The sequence below is a fragment of the Oscillospiraceae bacterium NTUH-002-81 genome (assembly GCA_032620915.1).
Lineage (GTDB): Bacteria > Bacillota > Clostridia > Lachnospirales > Lachnospiraceae > JAGTTR01.
Map to the genome: position 1 here is coordinate 3,079,820 of CP136052.1, position 18,875 is coordinate 3,098,694.

An 18,875-nucleotide genomic window follows, 5' to 3' on the forward strand; every position below is an offset into this window, starting at 1 on the left:
CAATTTTGTCACTTAGAAACAATTCCTGGTCTTCCAGCATAAATGATATCACTTGAAAAATTTTAAAATAAAAGTCGTTCCCTCTCCCCTGCCTCCAAAATCAACATCAATGTCGCCACCCTGTCCTTTCAGAATAGAGAGTGCAAGCGGCATTCCGATTCCAAATCCATTTTCATTGGTAGAATTTTCAAACCTTTTAAAAAGAGCAGCATACTCTGTTTTGTCCATTCCCATACCGCTGTCCCTGACCGAAATCCAGCTATACATGGGATTTTCTCCGCTGTCAATCTCAATCACACTTCCATCCGGTGAATATTCGATCGCATTTTTGACAATGTTTGTGAGTGCTTCTGTGGTCCAGCGTTTATCACAATGTATGAGGCAATCCTGTTTCAGCTCTATGGTCAGATTGTGGATATCCAAAAGGATTGCCACCGATGGTTTTACCGCCTCTAAGAGTTCTGACGTGTGGATGTCATTTTTGATAAAATCAATTGCATGGGCATCAAGCTTTGCCATCTTAAGAAGTGCCCCTACAAGCCACTCCATTTTATTTAACGAAACCTGTATGTTATGAATGAACTCTGTCTGTTTTTCCGGCTCTGCCTCCTCCAGTAAATCCGCCATAATCATCATGGAAGTAATCGGTGTTTTTAACTGATGGGAAATATCTGCCATATAATCAGAGAGACTGTCTCTTTCTGCCTCAACTGCCTTTATCTGTTCATTTTTCGTGTTCACAAGAGCATAAATATCATTTTTTAATATGTTAAAAGAGCCTTCCTTATTCACTCGAATATCCAGTTCCTCGCCGGAACTATAGCCTTTCACAAACTCCGACAACTGTTCTATCTCTTTTTTCTTAATCCACACGATATCCCATTCCTCTCACAGTCTCAATGTGTATTGCCTCTCCAAGTTTCTCCCGCAGCCGTTTCACATAAACGGTAAGTGTATTATCCTCAACAAAGTTGCCGTCTGCGTCCCATATTTTGTCAAGAATCTGCTGCCTTTTCAAAAGTATTCCTTTATTACTCGCAAAAATAAGCAGTAACCGATATTCCAATGCTGTAAGTTCTATGCTTTTATCATTCACATAAACCTTTGCCTCATCTGTACGGATGGCTGCATGCCCCATATAGATTATGTTATTCTTCTCTCCATTTTTGATATTGACAGATAAAATGCGCCGAACTCTCGCCAAAAGTTCTCGAATTCTGAAAGGTTTTACAATATAATCCTGTGCTCCTTCATCAAATGCCCTCACAATTGTATTTTCATCATCCACAACTGTCAGGAAAATCACAGATGTAGCATTATTTTTGAATATCTCACTTACATCAAATCCAGTTCCATCCGGAAGCTGCATATCTATAATTGCCAGGTCAAAATTATAATGTTCAATTAAACTTCCGGCATCTTTTATACCTGTGGCATGATTTGTTTCATAACCTTCTGTCTCAAGTGCATACAGAATCCCCGAAGCAATCATTGTGTCATCTTCCACCAAAAGTATTCTACTCATGAATTATAGTCCTTTCGTTATAAGATTATTCTCTTCTTCATATATTCTCCATTAAACAACTTCCGATTTTAATGTCTCTATTATACCATAATGATACTATTATAAAAAAGGAAAAAGAGCTCCTTCAAGCTCTTTTGGGTCAGTTCTGCAAACTTGAATTTGTAAATATCATTTTACATTTTTATATGAAATCACAATATGACTTGGTGCAAATAATACTGATGCAATAATCAATAGCACTGACCTACTCATAATCCCACTAAATAAGAACAACATTGAAGGAATAATAGAAAGTGCTAATGCTCTGAAAACGCTGTTTTTCTTAAAACATATAATCCAAATAGCACAATAAAGCATTACCAATATGGTATCTACAATCAGATATAGTGCAAATGCTTTGTCAGACCACCACCCAAACCAAGTTCCCGGAATATTAATTATCATGAATCCGAAACAACCCAATCTCCCTACTTGTTCTGTGACCTCAACATATTTATTGTTCCACTTATTATCAAATCCATCTTTGCACTTAATCGCAATCTCGTTAAAGAACGTTGCGTCTTTTTCTCAACCCACGAAGCGACACCATACCGTCAGCTTCCATCTGCTTTAATTGCTCCATATAGGTCGGAGCAAAAGGCTTTTTGAAATGCACATTATAGGGTATACGTTCCTCAATCACATTTATATTTTCATAGGTTTCATTCTTGCGTTCGTTGTGCCTTTCCGCCTTGCTCACATCAGAAGCGGTGTACTTTTTTTACCCTTGCACAACTCATATCCGCCTTGTTGCTTTTCGCCATTTCGTTCTCCTTTCTCGGCAAGACGAAGCCATTACACAACATTCTTTGAATGTGTGTAACCCACTATGACACTTTCAGACGTTCTCCATTTGAGAGCAGGGCGGCGATTGATAACATTAACTTGCTTTTCCCATTGCCGGGATCGCCCTGCAACAGAGTAACCTTGCCAAACAGAATATACGGATACCACAGCCATTTCACTTCTTTTGGCTCAATTTCGCTTGCCTTGATAATTTCAAGATGTACAGTTACATTCATTTCATTTTCAATCATTTTCATAGTTCTTTGTTCTCCTTCTCGATAAATATTTTTGGCAATGCACCACAACACAGCGAAAACTCTGCTTACATTCACTACTGCATTTTCTGCAAAGTCGTTGTAGGTAATGCGATTTCTTTCATTCAGAAACAACGCCCACTCTTGTTTCCGCTTCTTGCTCATTCTCGGCATAGCAAGCAATCCTCCTTTCCTGCCGAAAATAAAAACCACAGGAAAGATACATTAAGCCTTGTTTGTGTCATTTCTCGGGTCAAAAATCAGGGAAAATTTCCTTTCTAAGCCTTTCAAAAAATCGCAAGGTGTTTGTACTAACCTGTGGTTGTGTATGAAATTGTGGGTTTGGGGTAACAAAAAACACCGTATTTCTACGGTGCGTTCTGTCAGATATATTCTGTTTTATGATAGCAGAAAACTGGAATTCACAGTTCTTCCATCCTTCCCATCTTCAGCGCCATAACAAGAGTTCCGGCTGCCATCACAAAGGCACCAATTTCAATCACATAGATGGGAAGAAGCGCCGGACCTGCCACGGCAAAGAAGTCCACGATAAAATGAATCCCATATGCCAGAACCGCTGTAAAAGCCGCTGTCCTGCATTTGCCTGCCTTTACCGCCCGATAGATCAGCAGTGACAACCCGATATGCAGAATGATGGCACTGATTCTTTCGATTCCGCTTACAAAAAAGAGTGGTGCCGGTGTTGTCCATAGGGCCGACAGCTGTGACACGGTCTGGTTTGCAGACTCAGCAGGAAGTGCCGCCAGCGTATTCTGCATGGCTCCGCTGTTGATCATCAGCATGGACACAAGATTGCTAATTCCGGAGAGTCCTCCGAGCAGAATGGCCTCCACACCGCCATGCCCGATTCCATACATCAGTGCATTTGGAAAATCCAGCCATTTCTTCATCCAGAACTTCATGGCAATCAGTCTTCCGGTCTCTTCAAAAACCGCTGCAGCCAAAGCCGCGTACACATAGTAAAGCCATGGTCTGCTCTGTGCGTTCAGTCCGCAGAACTGAATGACAAGAACATGCAGCAGCTGCTCCAACAGCATGGCAAACAGCAGATAGGTTCCTGCTCCGATAAAGAACGAGGAAATCCTTGCCTTAAGCTTCACCCTTCCTGCAATGAACAAAGCAATCGGTACCCCCATCGAGAGGACAACGGAGCAGATAACTCCCGCTATCGCCAGACCTGATATTGTGTTCAATTCCATCTTTATACCTCCCTGATTCTCAAAAAATTCCTTTATTGTATTTGAACTGTCCATACAATATAAAGCCTAATCCGACAATAACTGCTGGAAGAATGATATAATCTATAATTATTTCACTCCAAAACGAAACAATAAAACCTAATACAAGAGATATTCCTATAATCAGCGTTCCTGTGCCGACTGTTTTTCCATACTTTGGTATATCTTCTTCCTTTACTTTTCGCCTGTTATAAGAGTGAATTGTGCTGATATTGCCTTTGATATTTACAATTCCCACAACAGATATGAACACTCCCAAAATCAACATTATAATATTTTCCATAATGACCTCCTAAAAATAGAATAGTTCCTCAAATTTTTTGTCCAATGCAATACAAAGAATTAGAGCCAATTTTGCAGTTGGATTAAACTGTCCTGTTTCAATAGAACTAATGGTATTTCTTGATACCCCTACCATTTCTGCAAGCTGAGCTTGAGAAAGATTTGCTTCTGTGCGAACTTCCTTTAAGTGATTTTTCAGTTGTAATTGTTCTTTCATATTCTCACCTCTAAAAGATGGCTAACAAATCCAACAAATGCCAAAATCGAAAGCACAAAAAACAGAACGGTCAAGACCAAATCACTCTTTCGCTTCATTTTGATAAAACGAACTAACCATTGTGTTGCAATAATGCTGAAGTATATAACCCACGGACTGTAAATCATAGTGTGAGCAAGCACAGAAGATAACAGCGAAAGCAAACAACACACTAAAGCACCAACTTTGCTTGCGTGACTTCCGGCTTGATATACCACTTCCATTTCAGCCAAGTCCTTATTGCGATGTTCTTTTCTGCTTGCATTTAAGATTTCGTCCTTTTTCATAAAAACGCCTCCATGTCAAGTTTTCTTTGCATATTTTAATTATACACATACCAAGTTTTCTTGTCAATAGAGTTCATAAAAAAGTTACAACCGATATAAGAGGTAACTTTTCTACCACTTCGATTATACTCGCAACTTAATAACTTCTTGAATACTTGTCGAAAAAGAAAAACTGTCATCGGTTTGACAGCAGTTCTTCTTCGGTTGGTATCCGTTAGGAATACACAATATCATTCAATACAATCTCATCGGCACAGGCTCGAATGTTATTCATCAATCCTATCCATCTCATCATATCCGTTGCTTTCAGTTCTTCCGTTACACCTTGCTTCTTTGCCATTTCCTTTATCAGATATCCCGCCATATCACGAGCCGAAGTATCAATTTCGGCAAAGGTGTTCATATAACTTTCCGCTTGTCAGCAGATTAAAATATAGCACACTTCTCGACAAATTCTTACAAATAACTACAAATTTTTTCACAAGAAACGAAAAAAACGATACTGCATAGATTTCTTACTCCACACAATATCGTTCTCCTATATTTATACTTTCATTGTCTTCGCCAGAGAAGTAAGTCCTGGAAGTTTAGATACGATATTATACTCCTGCAGATCAGAAGGGTATGAACTGCGTCTGATAATCATATCAGTGTTGATAAAGAAACATTTTCCTTCGATTGCAATATGCTGAACTTTCATGCTAATAATTCACTCCTCGTATAATTTTCTTTGGGTTTAAAGCATCTGAAATCTATATCACTGTATATCCGGCATTTAATAATACAGCTAATGATTTTTCAAAATCCGCATCTTTCACTAAAATATAATCTGTGTTGAATGTAGATACCGCAAAAATTCCAATTTTATTATCTGCAAGTATTCCAGACAACTTTGAAAGAATGCCAATGAGTGAAAAATCTAAAATTCCTTGAATACGGAAACCACGCCACCCATCTTCACGTTCTATTGTGTTTTCAGGAACGTCATTTGTTTCACACACAAGAGAAATTTCTTCATCTGTTTTACCAATGAAGTAGAATTCCTTGCTTAAATCTATATCATCAATGTTTTTGACTTTACATACCGTTAGCAACCGCTCTAATTTATTTAATACCAGCAAATTACTCTCCTCCACAATTTCCGATTTTCTCAATTCTCCAAACTTGAAGTTGTATCATCATTTATCTTTATCTTTTTTTGAAAAAATAAGACTGCCAGATATACCAAAAGATATACCCAGACATATTCCGATTCCAATTCCAGCCATGCTATTTAAGACATTTATAAAAACAACGCTCCAAAGTATTGCTGCGATTATTCCGATAGTGACTCCTATAATTATCCTTTTGTTGTTCATCAGCTCTATCCTCCATAAATTCCGATTGAGATTTCACCTGTTTTAAGAAATTTAATAACTGTTATATTTTATTATTAAATTCTTCGCAACCCCTTGAAAACACTGGATTTGTCGCAGGTGAGCTTTCCCTTATTATTTCCCTTGTGTTATATCGTCCCATCAGTGTTTATGCACTCTGATAAGGGCAAATACAAGGGCAAGAAAAATCTATAAGACAGTATAACACAAAATAAAAGTGACATGGTGAACTGATTGAAATGCTTCTTAATTTTTGCTACTACTGATTGATTAAATGATAAGGAGATGGGATACGATGAGAACAATATTTGCAGAATACAATCCACAGTGCAACAGCATTGATGTATATACTAATACGGGCTATATACTCCGTATTGATTGTTGGGAAGCAGAAAAAAATTTAAGAACCACACCTGGATCTGATTGTGCTTTGACATCGCTTGCAATCGATGAGCCATTAGAATATGCAAGGTTATATCTTGATGGGAATTTACAGATGTGGGTAGATGCTGAAGATTCATTAGAGTTATGATTATTCCAATCAAAATCTACTAGAATTTATTAAAAATTAGCTTCATAATTTTAAAAGGACAGCCCTATTGCTATGAGGCTGTCCTTAAAAATACAATAGATAAACCTAGATTATTCTTGCTACTATCTGATTGTTAAATTTTCTGTATTCCATATTGCAAATCTCCCTTTTCGCAATATTTTATTAGTATGAATGCCAGAATCGCTGAAAAAACACGTGCCAATACCGTACTCCACCATATCATAATCTGTCCACCAAATAAAGGTGGTAAAACAAGCATAAATATCAGCATCAATACTGGTTCAATGAATGTAAGAATGTATGACAATCCACTTTTTTCAGTAGCATAAAATCCAGCTGTCGCTATTCTGGTAATCGCAACAAATGGTAATGACACTAAAAATATAGGTACAATTTTAGAAATCTCAATACTTACTTCATAAGAAGCTCCGAAAACCCCTCCAATATTTGCTCTGTTTACATACATGATAATTCCACCACAAACAGCAAGAATTATTGCAAAAATGTATGCCATTCTCTGAACTCCTCTCAGGCTTTCTTGATCCTTCTCACCATAAAAACGGCTCATTAAAGGTTGACTTCCATCACCTACGCCCTGCAATATGAGATATATGATACAGATAATATAGGATACACATGCATAAGTTGCAATAGCTTTTTCTCCCCCATAAGAAGCGGAGAATCGGTTTATAAACACCAATGAAATATTAGGAGTCAATGCTAGCCCAAATGGTGCAAGACCTACTCTGAATATAGCGCCACACATTTCTTTTACATTTTTTAAGGATACATACACATAAAACTTTTTATTATATAATGCGTATATGATTGCAATTGCTGCAGTCACACCCTGTCCGGCTATTGTAGCTGTGGCTGCACCTTTCATGCCCATTTCATATATCCATACAAAGATAAAATCCAGAACAATATTGGTTATGAATCCACCAACCATCGCAAACATTGACCAGAAAGAGTTTCCATAATTTCTAATGAATGGCATCATTCCAGTTCCAAGAATCTGCAATATTGCTCCAAGTGCTATAATTTTGATATAATCTGTCGCATTTGTTAATATAATTCCATCTGCTCCAAGCAATCCTAAAATTTTAGACGAAAAGGAGTAAATAATTATGGTATTGATAACACTTACTATTACAAGAAGCCACCAGCTTGTAGCAATAAATTCTTCTGCCCGTTTTCCTTTCTTTTCTGCTGCATTAATTGAGTAATAAACAGCTCCTCCCATACCAATTCCTGTTCCAAGAGCCTGAATCAAAGCCACAATCGGATATGCAATATTAATAGCCGAAATTCCAGCATCTCCTATGGTATTGCCTACAAAATATCCATCCACTATTGCATATATTCCTGATAATGCAAATGCTATAATAGATGGAATAACATATTTAAAAAATAATGATTTATGATTCATTTTTCTTACAATCTCCTTCCTTGAAAAGTCTGATAAACAGCTCTGTATTATCATTAAGACTTTCTATATTCTCTAATCCCATTTTTTCGATTACATATATTTCTTTTGAGTGCAGTTTTTCTATGATATCTTTCGTATATTCCATTCCTGATTCTGTGAGGCATATCAGCTTATTTCTCTTGTCTGAATCATCAGATACCATATTGATGTATCCTTTTTTCTGAAAATCTTTTAGTATCGTATTTACCGTTTGCTTAGGTATATTCCATTTTTCACTTATCATTTTCTGCGTGCATCTTCCATTACTTTCATAAAATGAATACAAAGCAAAAACTCCATTTGAAGACAGTCCCTGATCCTTTGACCATTCCTCATACATTGCTGTACATTCTTTCCATAAAGCATAATATCGTTGCAACTGTATTATCATATTATTATCTTTTCTCATCTTTTTTCTCCTTAAATTAGTACGAATCCGGACTTTTATAGTATAGTCCGAGTTCGTACTAATTGTCAAGATTTATTTATATACTTTTTCTTTATATAAACAATCAATAGTCCCTTACTAAGGACAGGAAGATTATGAAATTTCCCTGTCCTCTTTTAATAATATCCTCGTTCTTCCATCCAGTCTTTCACATAACATCTGATTCCAATATAAATAATATGCGACAGTAATAGCAATACAATAAGATTTATCGGATTAGCGTTTTTAATCCATTCTCCAAAGTAAATTACAACAGCTGTACTCGTTATCGCTACCACGATACTGATGATATCCCAACAATATTTCCGGTAGATTTTTTCCTACCTGATAACCAATCCCGATTATCAGCCACCCGGTTATTACGAATAAAATTGCCATGACAGTACCGGCAATCAGCCAGTACACAATCCCGGAAAGAATACTGTTAGGTATTCCACTGCTTAACTGTCCGAAAGAGTCTGCACCTGTCACAAACTCCCGAAATAAACTTCCCATTCCTTTTCCTAACGCACCGAAAAAGACGATACAGTCGTTAAGGAAAACCGGCGAAAGAATCGCAGTAAACAGTGTTGTTGTTATGCTGTACCATGCCAGTAGAAACAAGATACTTTCATAACCAATCGTCATATTTTTATATTTCTTTTCTAACTGGCTTTTACGGCTATCGCATTTTTCTTTTGCTTTCCGGTAAGCAGTACGGTCACATTTTTCACATTTCTCATAAGGCACTTTTTTTCTCAACAGCTACCTCTACCGTCTTTTGGTGTGTCTGTGCATAAAGTTTTTCCTGCTCTGCTTTTTCATACTTAAATTTCCATGCCACGGCTTCTGCGTCGGCTCTTTTCCTGCTGTCTGTCTCGCTGGTCAATCGTTCCTCTGTTTGCCTTAATCTTGTCCGCAATGCTTCGATATTCTCGGCTCTGTTTTCGCTGTTCAATTTCTCGTTCAAGGTCAGCGATTCGCTTAGCTGCCTGTTTAGTTCCTGGATTGTCTGGTCTTTCTGATCCAGTTCGTCCTGCATCTGTTCGGTCATCAGCAGAAGTTCTTCCACCTGCCCGACGTTCTCTAAGTTTCTGCATTCGCTCATCGATCTCCCTCGCTTTCTCTATCTGCTGTTTAAGGTCAGCAATTCGCTGTTCTGTTTCTGCAATAAGCTGTTCTCGTTGTTCAGCTTCTGCGTTAATTCCTGCCATTGCTGATTCTCGTTTTCCAACTGTTCGATTCTGGTTTTCTGTTGCTCGATCTGTGAGAGCAGTTCTTCTGTATCTGGCAAAAGATTTAGCAGCCTGGATAATTCGCTGTTTAAGCTTTTTAAACTCTGGTTCTGCTCCTGAAAAGACAGGAGCTGTCGATCCCGTTCCTGCAATTCCTGTACCATCGCTGCCATAAAATTCTGCTGTTCCTCGATCTGGTTTATCATTGTCTCCATCATGGGAATGACTTCCCGGCTTTCTTCTAATGTCATCCAATCGCTCCTTCCATTGTGTCAATGCACCGGATACCTTTCCGAAAGAAATCTGTATTTTATCCAGCAGTGCATTTTGTCTTTTTATGATCTGATTTTCTACCACTTTCCATGACGCTGATTGTGTCTGCCCATTTTGAAATTTCTCATCAATTTTTCTGGCATCCGCGCCCTCATGGATCGTCGGTATCTCTAATTTCCCCTGCCTTGCATAAGAACGGTGGTCAATGTGATTTTCCGTTTTCAAATGTGAATTACAGACATTCGCCCATTCACTCCGCCACAGTTCACAATTTTTCGGACTGTTCCATCCGGTAGCATCGGTTAATACACGTTTCCACTGTTTACGGTTCCTTGCACCGACTTTCTGATTACCGTTTTCGTCCAATACCGGGATTCGGATTCCATGACGGTCAGGGTCCTTTTTATCCTGCCACCAGTCCGGATGGGATTCATCCACCACAATATTTCCATTTTCATCTCTGACAAACTCCCAATCCTTGATTTCTTTGTTCCCCCATGAGTGGTCTGGATTGAATGGTCGCATCGTCACAAGTAAATGCACATGGGGATTTCCATCTCCTTTATCGTGGATACTCCAGTCCGCACACATTCCCTTATTTACAAAGGTCTTTTGAATATATTCGGTTGTATAATCAATCTGTTCCTGTCTGTTCCATTCTTTCGGAAGTGAGAACTCAAATGACCTGCCGAGTTGTGCATCTGCACTTTTTTCTATCCTCAAAACTTCATTCCATAAACGCTGCTTCTGAAAAGTAAGTTTAAATTTTTTCAGTGCGGCTTCTTTGTTATCTGCCCTTTTATATCGGACAGATTTCTGGAACCGTCTGATATTTTCAGCAGGTACATTCAGCCATTCCTGTGGTGCATTTTCACACATCAATAGGTTGGTATAAACAACTTCTCTTTTGGAAGTGTAGTAGCTGATTCTGCCGGTTTCTTCATTTTTCATCACATCACCATTGAGATAGGCAGATGCTGATATGATGGATTTCCCTTTGCTGCGTCCAACAATCTTTACTGTATAATGAAAAATCGCCATGATCCGTTTCCCCCTTTCTGCCGTATCCGGCTTTGATTTCCGGCAGGTAACGTTTTCCCAAAAAGAAAATGGTATCTGCCGGAACGCCCTCTGCGTAAGAGTGCCCTGTGAATAACAGCCTGCATGGAATGCGCCCCTCTGGCGAAGAGTGCCTCCTGCGGCATGAGCAGGTCTGCATGAAATGCCCGCCGACGGAACGAGCCCGGCAAGCGTAAGCGCAGACCGGTTGCCACCTGTGGCAAACTTATACGGACGACCTCTGGTTGTCCATAAGTGCGCCCTTCATGAAAAAGCAATGAAGGGAATGAAAAATCCACTCCCTCCGGCATTACACTTCCTCCGTATTCGCAACTGGCTCTTTCTGCATTGCCTTTGAGAAGAATCTCCCATTTGCTTCCTGCCTTTTTAAGAAGCCGATCAGCTTTGGGATATCATCTTCCTCAATCGCAGAACCCAGCACCGATTCCACCGCACCACCAATCTGGCAGAGCCTGTGTGTCCGCTTTTTGGTTTCCACATCTTTCTGACGTTTCTTCAGTTCCCGTTTCTGTGCTGCATACTGTTTTGCTTTCTCAAGGCTTTCCTGTTCTTTCTTTTTCCAACTGGAGCATACGCTCCTCATAACTCTTTGTTGATCTTGCCATAAATATCATCGTCCTTTCTTTTTCTTCCAAACATAAGTTTCCTGTTGTCTGTCAGACGAAGTACATGGTATAATCTGTTTGCGTGTAGGTATATCATGACTCCGGTCTGATAGAACCTTTGGCGGTTTCTTCGGGAACCGCTTTTTTAAGTTGAACCGTTTCTTGTGACTGCTTTCACATTTCCCTTATCCCTCAAGTCTCTGCCCTCGTTGGCTTCCATAAAAAGTTCCAGCATATCCGTTTTGATCAGGACTTTTCTCCCGACCTTTAATACCGGAAGTTTCTTCCATTCCACCAGTTTTCTCAGGGTGTTCCTGCCGATTCCCGTATAATCAGCAGCTTCTTCAATAGATAAGGCAATCTTTCTTTGTGTCATATGACCACCTCCTTTTAAATTGCATTATGCAATTTCATTTGTGCTGTCAGTATAGCGTGTTTATATTGCTTTGTCAAGCATTATGAAATTTTATTCTTTTTCCATTAATTGCATATTGCAATGTATTTTGTTGCGTGGTATAGTAATGACATACCGAAAAAGGAGGCACATCAGCATGAAAGATAAAGAACTACGCAAGCTGATCGGCAGCAGGGCAAAACAGCGCCGTCTCGAATTAAATCTGACACAGCCTTATGTCGCAGAGAAGATGGGAGTTACCGCTTCCACAATCCTGCGTTATGAGAATGGTTCGATTGACAATACCAAAAAGATGGTACTGGAAGGTCTTTCGGAAGCACTTCATGTATCGATTGAATGGCTCAAAGGGGAAACCGATGAATATGAAACTGATATTACGGATAAGAAAGAATTGCAGATTCGTGATGTGATGGGCGATATTCTCAAACAGTTACCTCTTGATCTTAATAAAACAGAAGACGCTTTTTCTAAAGACTTACTGCTGTTAATGTTAAAGCAATATGAACTGTTTCTGGATTCGTTTCAGTTCGCCTGTAAAAATTACAAAGGCAGTACCAAAGATGCGGACATTGCTAAAGTAATGGGATTTGAATCGAAAGATGAATATAATGAGATTATGTTTCTCAGGGAGATCACGCATACTGTCAACGCATTTAACGATATGGCAGATGTTGTAAGGCTCTATTCAAAGAAACCGGAAGCGGCAGAACAAAGGCTTGCAAATCTTTTATCCGAAGTTATGTATGAGGATTCTGAATCGGTATAGTAAGACAACCGGAGTTGTGATATACTTACACGCAAGAAGCATTTCAGCAGTTCCGATTGTCTGATATCGAAAGGAGACATACGATTATGGCAAAAGGATCTGTTAGAAAAAAAGGAAAGAAATGGTACTATCGCTTCTATGTAGAGGACGCAAGCGGAAAAATGGTTCAGAAAGAATACGCCGGAACCGAAAGTAAAAGTGAGACGGAAAAGCTTCTCCGCAAAGCACTGGAAGATTATGAAAATAAGAAGTTTGTCGCAAGGGCAGAAAGCCTTACGGTAGGAGAACTTCTGGATATGTGGGCGGAAGAAGAACTGAAAGCCGGAACACTCAGCAATGGCACAGTGGAAAATTATCTTGGTGCAATCCGATGTATCAAAAAACACCCGATTGCAGACCGAAAGTTAAAAACAGTTACCGCTGAACATTTACAGAGTTTTCTCGACCTGCTTACATTCGGTGGCGAGTTTCCGGATGGAAAAGTGCGAAAAGGATATAGCAAAGATTATATCCATTCTTTTTCCGCAGTGTTACAGCAGTCTTTCCGTTTTGCAGTATTTCCAAAACAGTTAATCAGTTTCAATCCAATGCAATATATCAAGCTGAAACGACAGGCAGAGGAAGTTGACCTCTTTTCTGATGATGAGGTAGAAGAAGGTACACAGCCGATTTCACATGAGGATTACGAGCGGCTTATCAAGTATCTGGAAAAGAAAAATCCACCTGCAATTCTGCCGATTCAGATCGCATATTATGCAGGACTTCGTATCGGGGAAACCTGTGGTCTTACATGGCAGGACATCAACCTTGAAGAACAATGCCTGACCATAAAACGCAGTATCCGTTATGACGGAACGAAGCATAAAAATGTGATTGGAACAACCAAGCGAAAGAAAGTAAGGATTGTTGATTTTGGAGATACACTGACTGAAATATTGAAAGCAGCAAGACGGGAACAACTGAAAAGCCGGATGCAGTACGGGGAACTTTACCACCGCAACTACTACAAAGAGGTGCATGTAAAAAACAGGGTGTATTATGAATACTATCACCTTGACGGAACGCAGGAAGTCCCGGCAGATTATAAAGAAATATCCTTTGTCTGCCTCAGACCGGATGGTAGTCTGGAACTGCCGAGTACACTCGGCATTGCTTGCAGGTCAGTGTCAAAGAAGCTGGAAGGATTTGAAGATTTTCACTTCCACCAGTTACGTCACACCTATACCAGCAACCTGCTCTCCAACGGGGCGGCTCCGAAAGATGTACAGGAACTGTTAGGACATTCTGATGTCAGTACCACAATGAATATTTACGCTCACTCAACAAGAAAAGCAAAACGGGATTCCGCAAGACTTCTTGATAAAGTAGCGAGCAACGCTTAAACAAAAATTTCCCTTATTTCCCTTACGGATTCCGCATAAGGGCAAAAATAAGGGAAAATACATATCATTTCACTATCTAATGGGCTGAAAAGCCTGTAAAATAAGGAAAGTTCAGGAAATCTCTCCACAAATTCCGATTTATTGCTGACTTTATTATACTTTATTGCCTATCGAAAAGATAGCATATTTTATGAAACTTGTCGGCTGGGAACAGCTTGCAACGCAAGGTGTCCCCAGATGACAAGTCCACAAAAGGGTAGCTGGCGGTAGCCAGCGCAGGGGAAGCGTAGCGTCCCCTGTATGATTTGGAGCAGACCATGACTGCGAAAAATCACAGCCCTCCGGCAAGGAGCCTTCGGAGAACGCAATGCACCAACCTTTGGGTGGTGTATAATTGCGCCCTTAGTAAACTAAGGGGTTTCCGGCTTCTCCCGTTCCAGCAGTTTTTTCAATAGTTCCTGCGTGTCCTGCCTGTGAAAAATGAGTTTCAACAACAGCATGACATCATCATCTGTCAGGCGTTCCGGTTCTTGCAGAAAACTTTCCAGCATACCGCCACGGGTACAGAGCCGGTGTGTCCGTTCTTTTCGGGTAAGCTGCTTTAACTGGTGTTGCAATGCCTTTTCATCATTGATAGCTTTCCGCAGTTTCTTTTCGCTTTTCTCCAGCTCCCGGTTGAGTTTTTCCAGCTTTGAGGTATCAGGCAAGGGCAGCGTCCTCCTTTCCCGGTATCAGCACATAAATCCGGTTTGGCTCCCCCACGCCCTGACGCACCCGCATGATAAGTCCGGCGGTTTCCAGTTCATTCAGAGAACGCTTGACCGTCATGGGGCTGCGGGACAAGACTGCCGCAATGGCTGTAACAGGGAAGCAGACAAACAGGATTCCATTCTCGTCCTCCTGTCCTTTGGATAGCATAGCGTCTAACATCCGGCAGTACATGACCTTTGCAGTGCTGCTGACTGGAAAACCTGTCAACGCTCTGGGAAAGGGCATACAGGGCGGCAAGGGTGTGTCTATCGTCATAAATTCAAAATTCATTCGGTGTGTTCCTCCTTTTTCTTTGCTCGTTTGGATAAATAACGGGGGCAGTCAACCACAACCGCTCGGAAGCTCTGCGTGCACCCATGCTGGCATTTCCGGCATAATTCGTTGTAAGTGACACGCCCCTGGTCATTGAGGTAAAAGGAAAGCTCCTGCTTCCGCTTTTTGCTCATTCTCGGCATATTGCGCTTCCTCCCGTTTTCGTGTATGGTTTCGGGGCGATTTTCGGCAAAATTACGGTCATAGAGCCGCTTAAAATCTCCCGAAGTATCAGCGATAGGGTAGACTATCCCCCTGTCAGATTGTCGTGTTTCGGTATCATTTCGGTGTCAGTTCGCCAGTTCTCCCCGGTGTCGTTCCTCCCCTGAATCTCACAGCGGCGTATCGCTCCCGTTGGTACGCTCGTTTCGGTCAGGGTTCCTCCACATCCCTGCCAAAAGTCATGGCGCTACATCGCCGGGGAAGCATATCCCACACAGGCTGGTCATTCGATTGGAATAATCCATCGATGAACTACCTGTATCATAGAACATTTTTGTGCCCTGTGCCGTATGTCCACAAAGTAGGAATTAGGGGTAAAAATCAGAAATTTCCACGATTACGGAAAGTGTGATATAATCCAGTTAAATGGCAGAAATAAAACCACCGGAAAGGAGCGTGCGCCCATGAAAGGAGCAACAAGCATACAGGAACGCCTTTGGGAACTCCGCAAGGACAAAGGCTTAAATCTGGAAGAACTATCAAAGCTGACGGGTATTTCTAAATCAGCCCTTGGCAGTTATGAAAAAGAAGATTTTAAGGAAATCAATCATGGAAACCTCATCACGCTGGCAGACTTCTATGGGGTTTCTGTTGATTATCTGTTGTGCCGGACAGAGAACAGGGAGCAGATCAACACGCCACTGACGGAGCTGCATTTGAACGATGAAATGGTGGCACTTCTGAAAAGCGGTCGGATTAACAACCGTCTGCTCTGCGAACTTGCCACCCATAAGGACTTTATCAAGTTTCTTGCGGACATTGAGATTTATGTGGATGGGATTGCCACCATGCAGATTCAAAACCTCAACGCCCTTGTCGATACTGTCCGGCATGAAATCATTGAACGGTATCGCCCCGGCGAAGATGACCCGCATTTGAAAGTGCTGCAAGCTGCCCATATCAGTGATGATGAATATTTCAGCCATATGGTTCTGGATGACCTCAATCTCATTATCCGGGATATTCGGGAAACCCACAAAAAGGACAGCGAGAGTGCGCCCCAGACCACCGTTGCCGATGAACTGAAAGAAAATCTGGAAGCGGTCGAAAATTTCAAGGGCAGTCGTTTGGAAAAACTGGCAGTGCTTTACTGCAAGCAGCTCGGTATCAACTATAAAAATCTGTCGGAAGAAGAATTCCGCTGGCTCATTCGGATTCTCAAAAAATCAAAGAAAATGGGAACGCCTATCAGCCAGAGGAAAAAACGGTAACAAAAAACCGCTGTTGCATGGTTGTGTTAGCTTCCATGTAGCAGCGGTTTATGCTGTGGTTATTCAGTTGAAATTTCAGAAAGACAGGCTGGAATTTATGAACTTAATGCCGTTACCAATGATAAATATCTTTCTGTCTTTTTCTTAATATCATCTTCACTAACACCATAATAGATATACAAATCTTTTAAAATTTTCTCAAACTGTTTCATTACTTTCTTGTTTCCAGAATAAGATATACCGAATATATTCCAAATATAATCTATCTCCATCTCAAGAGAATCATCACCGATTCTTATTTCATATAGATGAAAGTTCATAGGAATTACATTATCTGGCATTTCGGCAATCATTTCGCTTCGAGTCTTTATTTTACAAAAATATTCTCTGACAGATTCTTCATTAGAAACATCCGGCTTTGGAATATCCTTCATTTCACCTAAAACTTCTGGTTTATGCTGTAAAATCAAACTCTCCTTTAGGTTTTTTTGTTGTTCAATATATTTTCTCTCAGTTGAATTAGTTTCAATTAGATTGTAGGTATTCATTGCATATTGTACCAATTCATCAAGAGTATGTGAATCTGCAACCACTTTCTTCTCTACTATCTTACGTCTATATCTGTAGATAATATTTCGTATCCTTACTTTTAGAGGCTTTTTCCGTGTTCTGCCAGCTATAAAAATACTTGTTGGGCCATCTGCACCACCTATTATTGAAACTTCACTTTTGCTTTTTTCTTTCATAAGTGTTCATCCTCGCAAATTGGAATTTGACTAATCCTACATGTGCATCATATTACACTCATGTAATTATCCTCTACATAAACAGCTTTTCCATCAGCAAGCTTAATCTCATCTTTGCCGTTCGGTAATACTGTTGTTTCAGAACCATTCCAATGGGGGATAATAGGATTGTCAATAATATGTAATCCATCTGTTAAATTTCCCGCCGCATACATACTTCCTGCACTGATTCCGACATATATAAGTCCGTTTTTAATTGCATTATTAAGTATTCTATCAAAACCAGTTCTAGACATTTCACGACAAAGCACAGATACATCACCACCACTGACAAAAACAGCATCAAATTGGTTTAATTCTTCAAAAGTTAATAGCCTTGTAAGCATAAACGGGGTTGTAACATACGAAGAATAGGTTCTTTGATAGTCTTTTGAAAGAATTAATTCCAGATTGTACACTAATATATTTTCGTACTGAATTCCCATTAGAAAGAGTTCATGAAAACATATTGCAAGCGACTCTCTTGCACCATCTGTTTCAATGCCAGCTGTTGGAATATAAAGCACTTTCACATCCTTCGGACACTTTCCAATAATATCAAAGAATTTCTCTTTCATCTTATCGGTCAACCCTGCAGATGTAAGAAATAGATGTTTTCCATTCATATTCTTTTACCTCGTCAAACTCCGATTTATCATAATCATTCTACCATACCGTTATGAATAAATCATCTCATGCAAAACAATTTCTTCTGCCCGATTGTGAATGTTATTGCAACGCTGCACCCATTCCATTTGATGGGTACGCTTCAATTCCTCGGTCACGCCCTCAATAGCTTTCATCTGCTCCATGATGGTATCTAATCGTTCCTGTGCCTGTTTGTTCAGGTCTGCAAGATATGTCCACAATTCTCCGTTTAGTACTAATGTGCTAAATCTGGCTGGGTGGACTTCTCTTAAATATTCCCGGTGCATCCGTCCATACTTTCCAATGGGGCGGTGTTCTTCCGGCAGTTTCAGGTCTGGGATGTAGTAATCTCCAACAAGGATATAATCAATTCCGTTTTCCGTTATTCTTGGTTTCAATTCGCTCATGTTCCTTACCTCCTGTGGAAGCAGGCTCGTCTGGTACTAACTCAATCACATCGGTAATCTCACAATTCAGCGTTTCGCAGATACGGGCTAATGTGTCCATGCTGATGTGCTTTCCCTCTTTGCTCATGTTGGCAATCATATTCGTTGTCATACCGGCGGCAAGCCTTAAATCTTCTTTTCTCATATCACGCTCTAACAGTGTATGCCAGAGTGGTTTATAGCTGATGTGCATATTGCTTTCCTGCCTT

General features: G+C 40.2%; 29 protein-coding genes and 3 pseudogenes. 4 read left to right on the forward strand and 28 right to left on the reverse strand.

Annotation, left to right across the window (positions count from 1 at the left end; genetic code table 11):
• Positions 1-48: 48 nt before the first annotated feature.
• From RJD28_15230 to RJD28_15290, 13 genes and pseudogenes are all read right to left on the reverse strand, one after another.
• A complete protein-coding gene (locus RJD28_15230) occupies positions 49-873 on the reverse strand; it encodes a HAMP domain-containing sensor histidine kinase (protein WNV57540.1) in 825 nt (274 codons plus the stop codon).
• Positions 863-1,525 (reverse strand): response regulator transcription factor, encoded by a 663-nt coding sequence (locus tag RJD28_15235; protein WNV57541.1) that lies wholly within the window; start codon positions 1,523-1,525, stop codon positions 863-865. The genes RJD28_15230 and RJD28_15235 overlap by 11 nt, the downstream gene beginning before the upstream one ends.
• A gap of 168 nt (positions 1,526-1,693) precedes the next feature.
• Positions 1,694-2,062 (reverse strand): annotated as a pseudogene (locus RJD28_15240) (hypothetical protein).
• 7 nt (positions 2,063-2,069) lie between these two features.
• The gene (locus RJD28_15245) at positions 2,070-2,264 is read right to left on the reverse strand and encodes a plasmid recombination protein (GenBank protein ID WNV57542.1); all 195 of its coding nucleotides are present in this window, start codon (positions 2,262-2,264) and stop codon (positions 2,070-2,072) included.
• A 127-nt stretch (positions 2,265-2,391) separates the two neighbouring features.
• Positions 2,392-2,607 (reverse strand): DNA repair protein RadA, encoded by a 216-nt coding sequence (locus tag RJD28_15250; protein ID WNV57543.1) that lies wholly within the window; start codon positions 2,605-2,607, stop codon positions 2,392-2,394.
• A pseudogene (locus RJD28_15255) lies at positions 2,594-2,778 on the reverse strand (hypothetical protein). The gene RJD28_15250 and the pseudogene RJD28_15255 overlap by 14 nt, the downstream one beginning before the upstream one ends.
• 248 nt (positions 2,779-3,026) lie before the next feature.
• Positions 3,027-3,824 (reverse strand): YhfC family glutamic-type intramembrane protease, encoded by a 798-nt coding sequence (locus RJD28_15260; protein ID WNV57544.1) that lies wholly within the window; start codon positions 3,822-3,824, stop codon positions 3,027-3,029.
• 19 nt (positions 3,825-3,843) lie between these two features.
• Positions 3,844-4,146 (reverse strand): hypothetical protein, encoded by a 303-nt coding sequence (locus RJD28_15265; GenBank protein WNV57545.1) that lies wholly within the window; start codon positions 4,144-4,146, stop codon positions 3,844-3,846.
• Positions 4,147-4,155: 9 nt separating this feature from the next.
• Positions 4,156-4,362, reverse strand: coding sequence for a helix-turn-helix transcriptional regulator (locus RJD28_15270; GenBank protein WNV57546.1), 207 nt, complete (start codon positions 4,360-4,362; stop codon positions 4,156-4,158).
• Entirely contained in the window at positions 4,359-4,688 is a 330-nt protein-coding gene (locus tag RJD28_15275; GenBank protein WNV57547.1) for a DUF6442 family protein, read from the reverse strand. Before RJD28_15275 ends, RJD28_15270 begins: the two co-directional genes overlap by 4 nt.
• Before the next feature lie 214 nt (positions 4,689-4,902).
• On the reverse strand, positions 4,903-5,091 hold the full coding sequence (locus RJD28_15280) for a TnpV protein (GenBank protein WNV57548.1): 189 nt from the start codon (positions 5,089-5,091) through the stop codon (positions 4,903-4,905).
• Positions 5,092-5,440: 349 nt separating this feature from the next.
• A complete protein-coding gene (locus RJD28_15285) occupies positions 5,441-5,806 on the reverse strand; it encodes an ACT domain-containing protein (protein ID WNV59648.1) in 366 nt (121 codons plus the stop codon).
• Between the two features lie 60 nt (positions 5,807-5,866).
• Entirely contained in the window at positions 5,867-6,046 is a 180-nt protein-coding gene (locus tag RJD28_15290) for a hypothetical protein (protein WNV57549.1), read from the reverse strand.
• A 313-nt stretch (positions 6,047-6,359) separates the two neighbouring features.
• On the opposite strand from RJD28_15290, the gene RJD28_15295 reads away from it, so the two are divergent.
• Positions 6,360-6,596 carry a DUF6061 family protein gene (locus RJD28_15295; GenBank protein ID WNV57550.1) on the forward strand — a complete coding sequence of 79 codons (237 nt, stop codon included), beginning with the start codon at positions 6,360-6,362 and terminating at the stop codon, positions 6,594-6,596.
• 133 nt (positions 6,597-6,729) lie between these two features.
• On the opposite strand, the gene RJD28_15300 is transcribed toward RJD28_15295, so the two are convergent.
• From RJD28_15300 to RJD28_15335, 8 genes and pseudogenes are all read right to left on the reverse strand, one after another.
• A complete protein-coding gene (locus RJD28_15300; protein ID WNV57551.1) occupies positions 6,730-8,049 on the reverse strand; it encodes an MATE family efflux transporter in 1,320 nt (439 codons plus the stop codon).
• A complete protein-coding gene (locus tag RJD28_15305; protein ID WNV57552.1) occupies positions 8,039-8,497 on the reverse strand; it encodes a MarR family transcriptional regulator in 459 nt (152 codons plus the stop codon). The genes RJD28_15300 and RJD28_15305 overlap by 11 nt, the downstream gene beginning before the upstream one ends.
• Positions 8,498-8,652: 155 nt before the next feature.
• A complete protein-coding gene (locus RJD28_15310; protein WNV57553.1) occupies positions 8,653-8,814 on the reverse strand; it encodes a DUF6040 family protein in 162 nt (53 codons plus the stop codon).
• Positions 8,762-9,277, reverse strand: coding sequence for a DUF6040 family protein (locus tag RJD28_15315; protein WNV57554.1), 516 nt, complete (start codon positions 9,275-9,277; stop codon positions 8,762-8,764). The genes RJD28_15310 and RJD28_15315 overlap by 53 nt, the downstream gene beginning before the upstream one ends.
• Positions 9,278-9,342: 65 nt before the next feature.
• A complete protein-coding gene (locus RJD28_15320) occupies positions 9,343-11,064 on the reverse strand; it encodes a MobA/MobL family protein (GenBank protein ID WNV57555.1) in 1,722 nt (573 codons plus the stop codon).
• A complete protein-coding gene (locus tag RJD28_15325) occupies positions 11,040-11,393 on the reverse strand; it encodes a hypothetical protein (protein ID WNV57556.1) in 354 nt (117 codons plus the stop codon). The genes RJD28_15320 and RJD28_15325 overlap by 25 nt, the downstream gene beginning before the upstream one ends.
• Positions 11,393-11,708 (reverse strand): annotated as a pseudogene (locus RJD28_15330) (DUF3847 domain-containing protein). The gene RJD28_15325 and the pseudogene RJD28_15330 overlap by 1 nt, the downstream one beginning before the upstream one ends.
• Positions 11,709-11,853: 145 nt before the next feature.
• Entirely contained in the window at positions 11,854-12,084 is a 231-nt protein-coding gene (locus RJD28_15335) for a helix-turn-helix domain-containing protein (GenBank protein WNV57557.1), read from the reverse strand.
• A 175-nt stretch (positions 12,085-12,259) separates the two neighbouring features.
• Here RJD28_15335 and RJD28_15340 point away from each other — a divergent pair, with 175 nt between their 5' ends.
• Positions 12,260-12,889 carry a helix-turn-helix transcriptional regulator gene (locus tag RJD28_15340; protein ID WNV57558.1) on the forward strand — a complete coding sequence of 210 codons (630 nt, stop codon included), beginning with the start codon at positions 12,260-12,262 and terminating at the stop codon, positions 12,887-12,889.
• A gap of 86 nt (positions 12,890-12,975) precedes the next feature.
• A complete protein-coding gene (locus RJD28_15345; GenBank protein ID WNV57559.1) occupies positions 12,976-14,271 on the forward strand; it encodes a tyrosine-type recombinase/integrase in 1,296 nt (431 codons plus the stop codon).
• Positions 14,272-14,681: 410 nt separating this feature from the next.
• Here RJD28_15345 and RJD28_15350 read toward each other — a convergent pair whose 3' ends face one another.
• From RJD28_15350 to RJD28_15360, 3 genes are read right to left on the reverse strand one after another with little or no spacing between them, the layout of a single operon-like run.
• On the reverse strand, positions 14,682-14,978 hold the full coding sequence (locus RJD28_15350; protein ID WNV57560.1) for a DUF3847 domain-containing protein: 297 nt from the start codon (positions 14,976-14,978) through the stop codon (positions 14,682-14,684).
• On the reverse strand, positions 14,971-15,312 hold the full coding sequence (locus tag RJD28_15355) for a DeoR family transcriptional regulator (protein WNV57561.1): 342 nt from the start codon (positions 15,310-15,312) through the stop codon (positions 14,971-14,973). The genes RJD28_15350 and RJD28_15355 overlap by 8 nt, the downstream gene beginning before the upstream one ends.
• Positions 15,309-15,497 carry a hypothetical protein gene (locus RJD28_15360; GenBank protein ID WNV57562.1) on the reverse strand — a complete coding sequence of 63 codons (189 nt, stop codon included), beginning with the start codon at positions 15,495-15,497 and terminating at the stop codon, positions 15,309-15,311. The genes RJD28_15355 and RJD28_15360 overlap by 4 nt, the downstream gene beginning before the upstream one ends.
• A 483-nt stretch (positions 15,498-15,980) precedes the next feature.
• Here RJD28_15360 and RJD28_15365 point away from each other — a divergent pair, with 483 nt between their 5' ends.
• Positions 15,981-16,787: a helix-turn-helix domain-containing protein gene (locus RJD28_15365; GenBank protein WNV57563.1), complete on the forward strand. Its 807-nt coding sequence runs from the start codon at positions 15,981-15,983 to the stop codon at positions 16,785-16,787.
• Positions 16,788-16,882: 95 nt separating this feature from the next.
• On the opposite strand, the gene RJD28_15370 is transcribed toward RJD28_15365, so the two are convergent.
• From RJD28_15370 to RJD28_15385, 4 genes are read right to left on the reverse strand one after another with little or no spacing between them, the layout of a single operon-like run.
• Entirely contained in the window at positions 16,883-17,533 is a 651-nt protein-coding gene (locus RJD28_15370) for a hypothetical protein (protein WNV57564.1), read from the reverse strand.
• Positions 17,534-17,580: 47 nt separating this feature from the next.
• Positions 17,581-18,198 carry a Type 1 glutamine amidotransferase-like domain-containing protein gene (locus tag RJD28_15375; GenBank protein ID WNV57565.1) on the reverse strand — a complete coding sequence of 206 codons (618 nt, stop codon included), beginning with the start codon at positions 18,196-18,198 and terminating at the stop codon, positions 17,581-17,583.
• Positions 18,199-18,249: 51 nt separating this feature from the next.
• The gene (locus RJD28_15380; protein ID WNV57566.1) at positions 18,250-18,627 is read right to left on the reverse strand and encodes a TnpV protein; all 378 of its coding nucleotides are present in this window, start codon (positions 18,625-18,627) and stop codon (positions 18,250-18,252) included.
• Complete coding sequence (locus RJD28_15385) at positions 18,587-18,859, reverse strand: helix-turn-helix domain-containing protein (protein WNV57567.1); 273 nt, start codon at positions 18,857-18,859, stop codon at positions 18,587-18,589. The genes RJD28_15380 and RJD28_15385 overlap by 41 nt, the downstream gene beginning before the upstream one ends.
• Positions 18,860-18,875 lie beyond the last annotated feature (16 nt).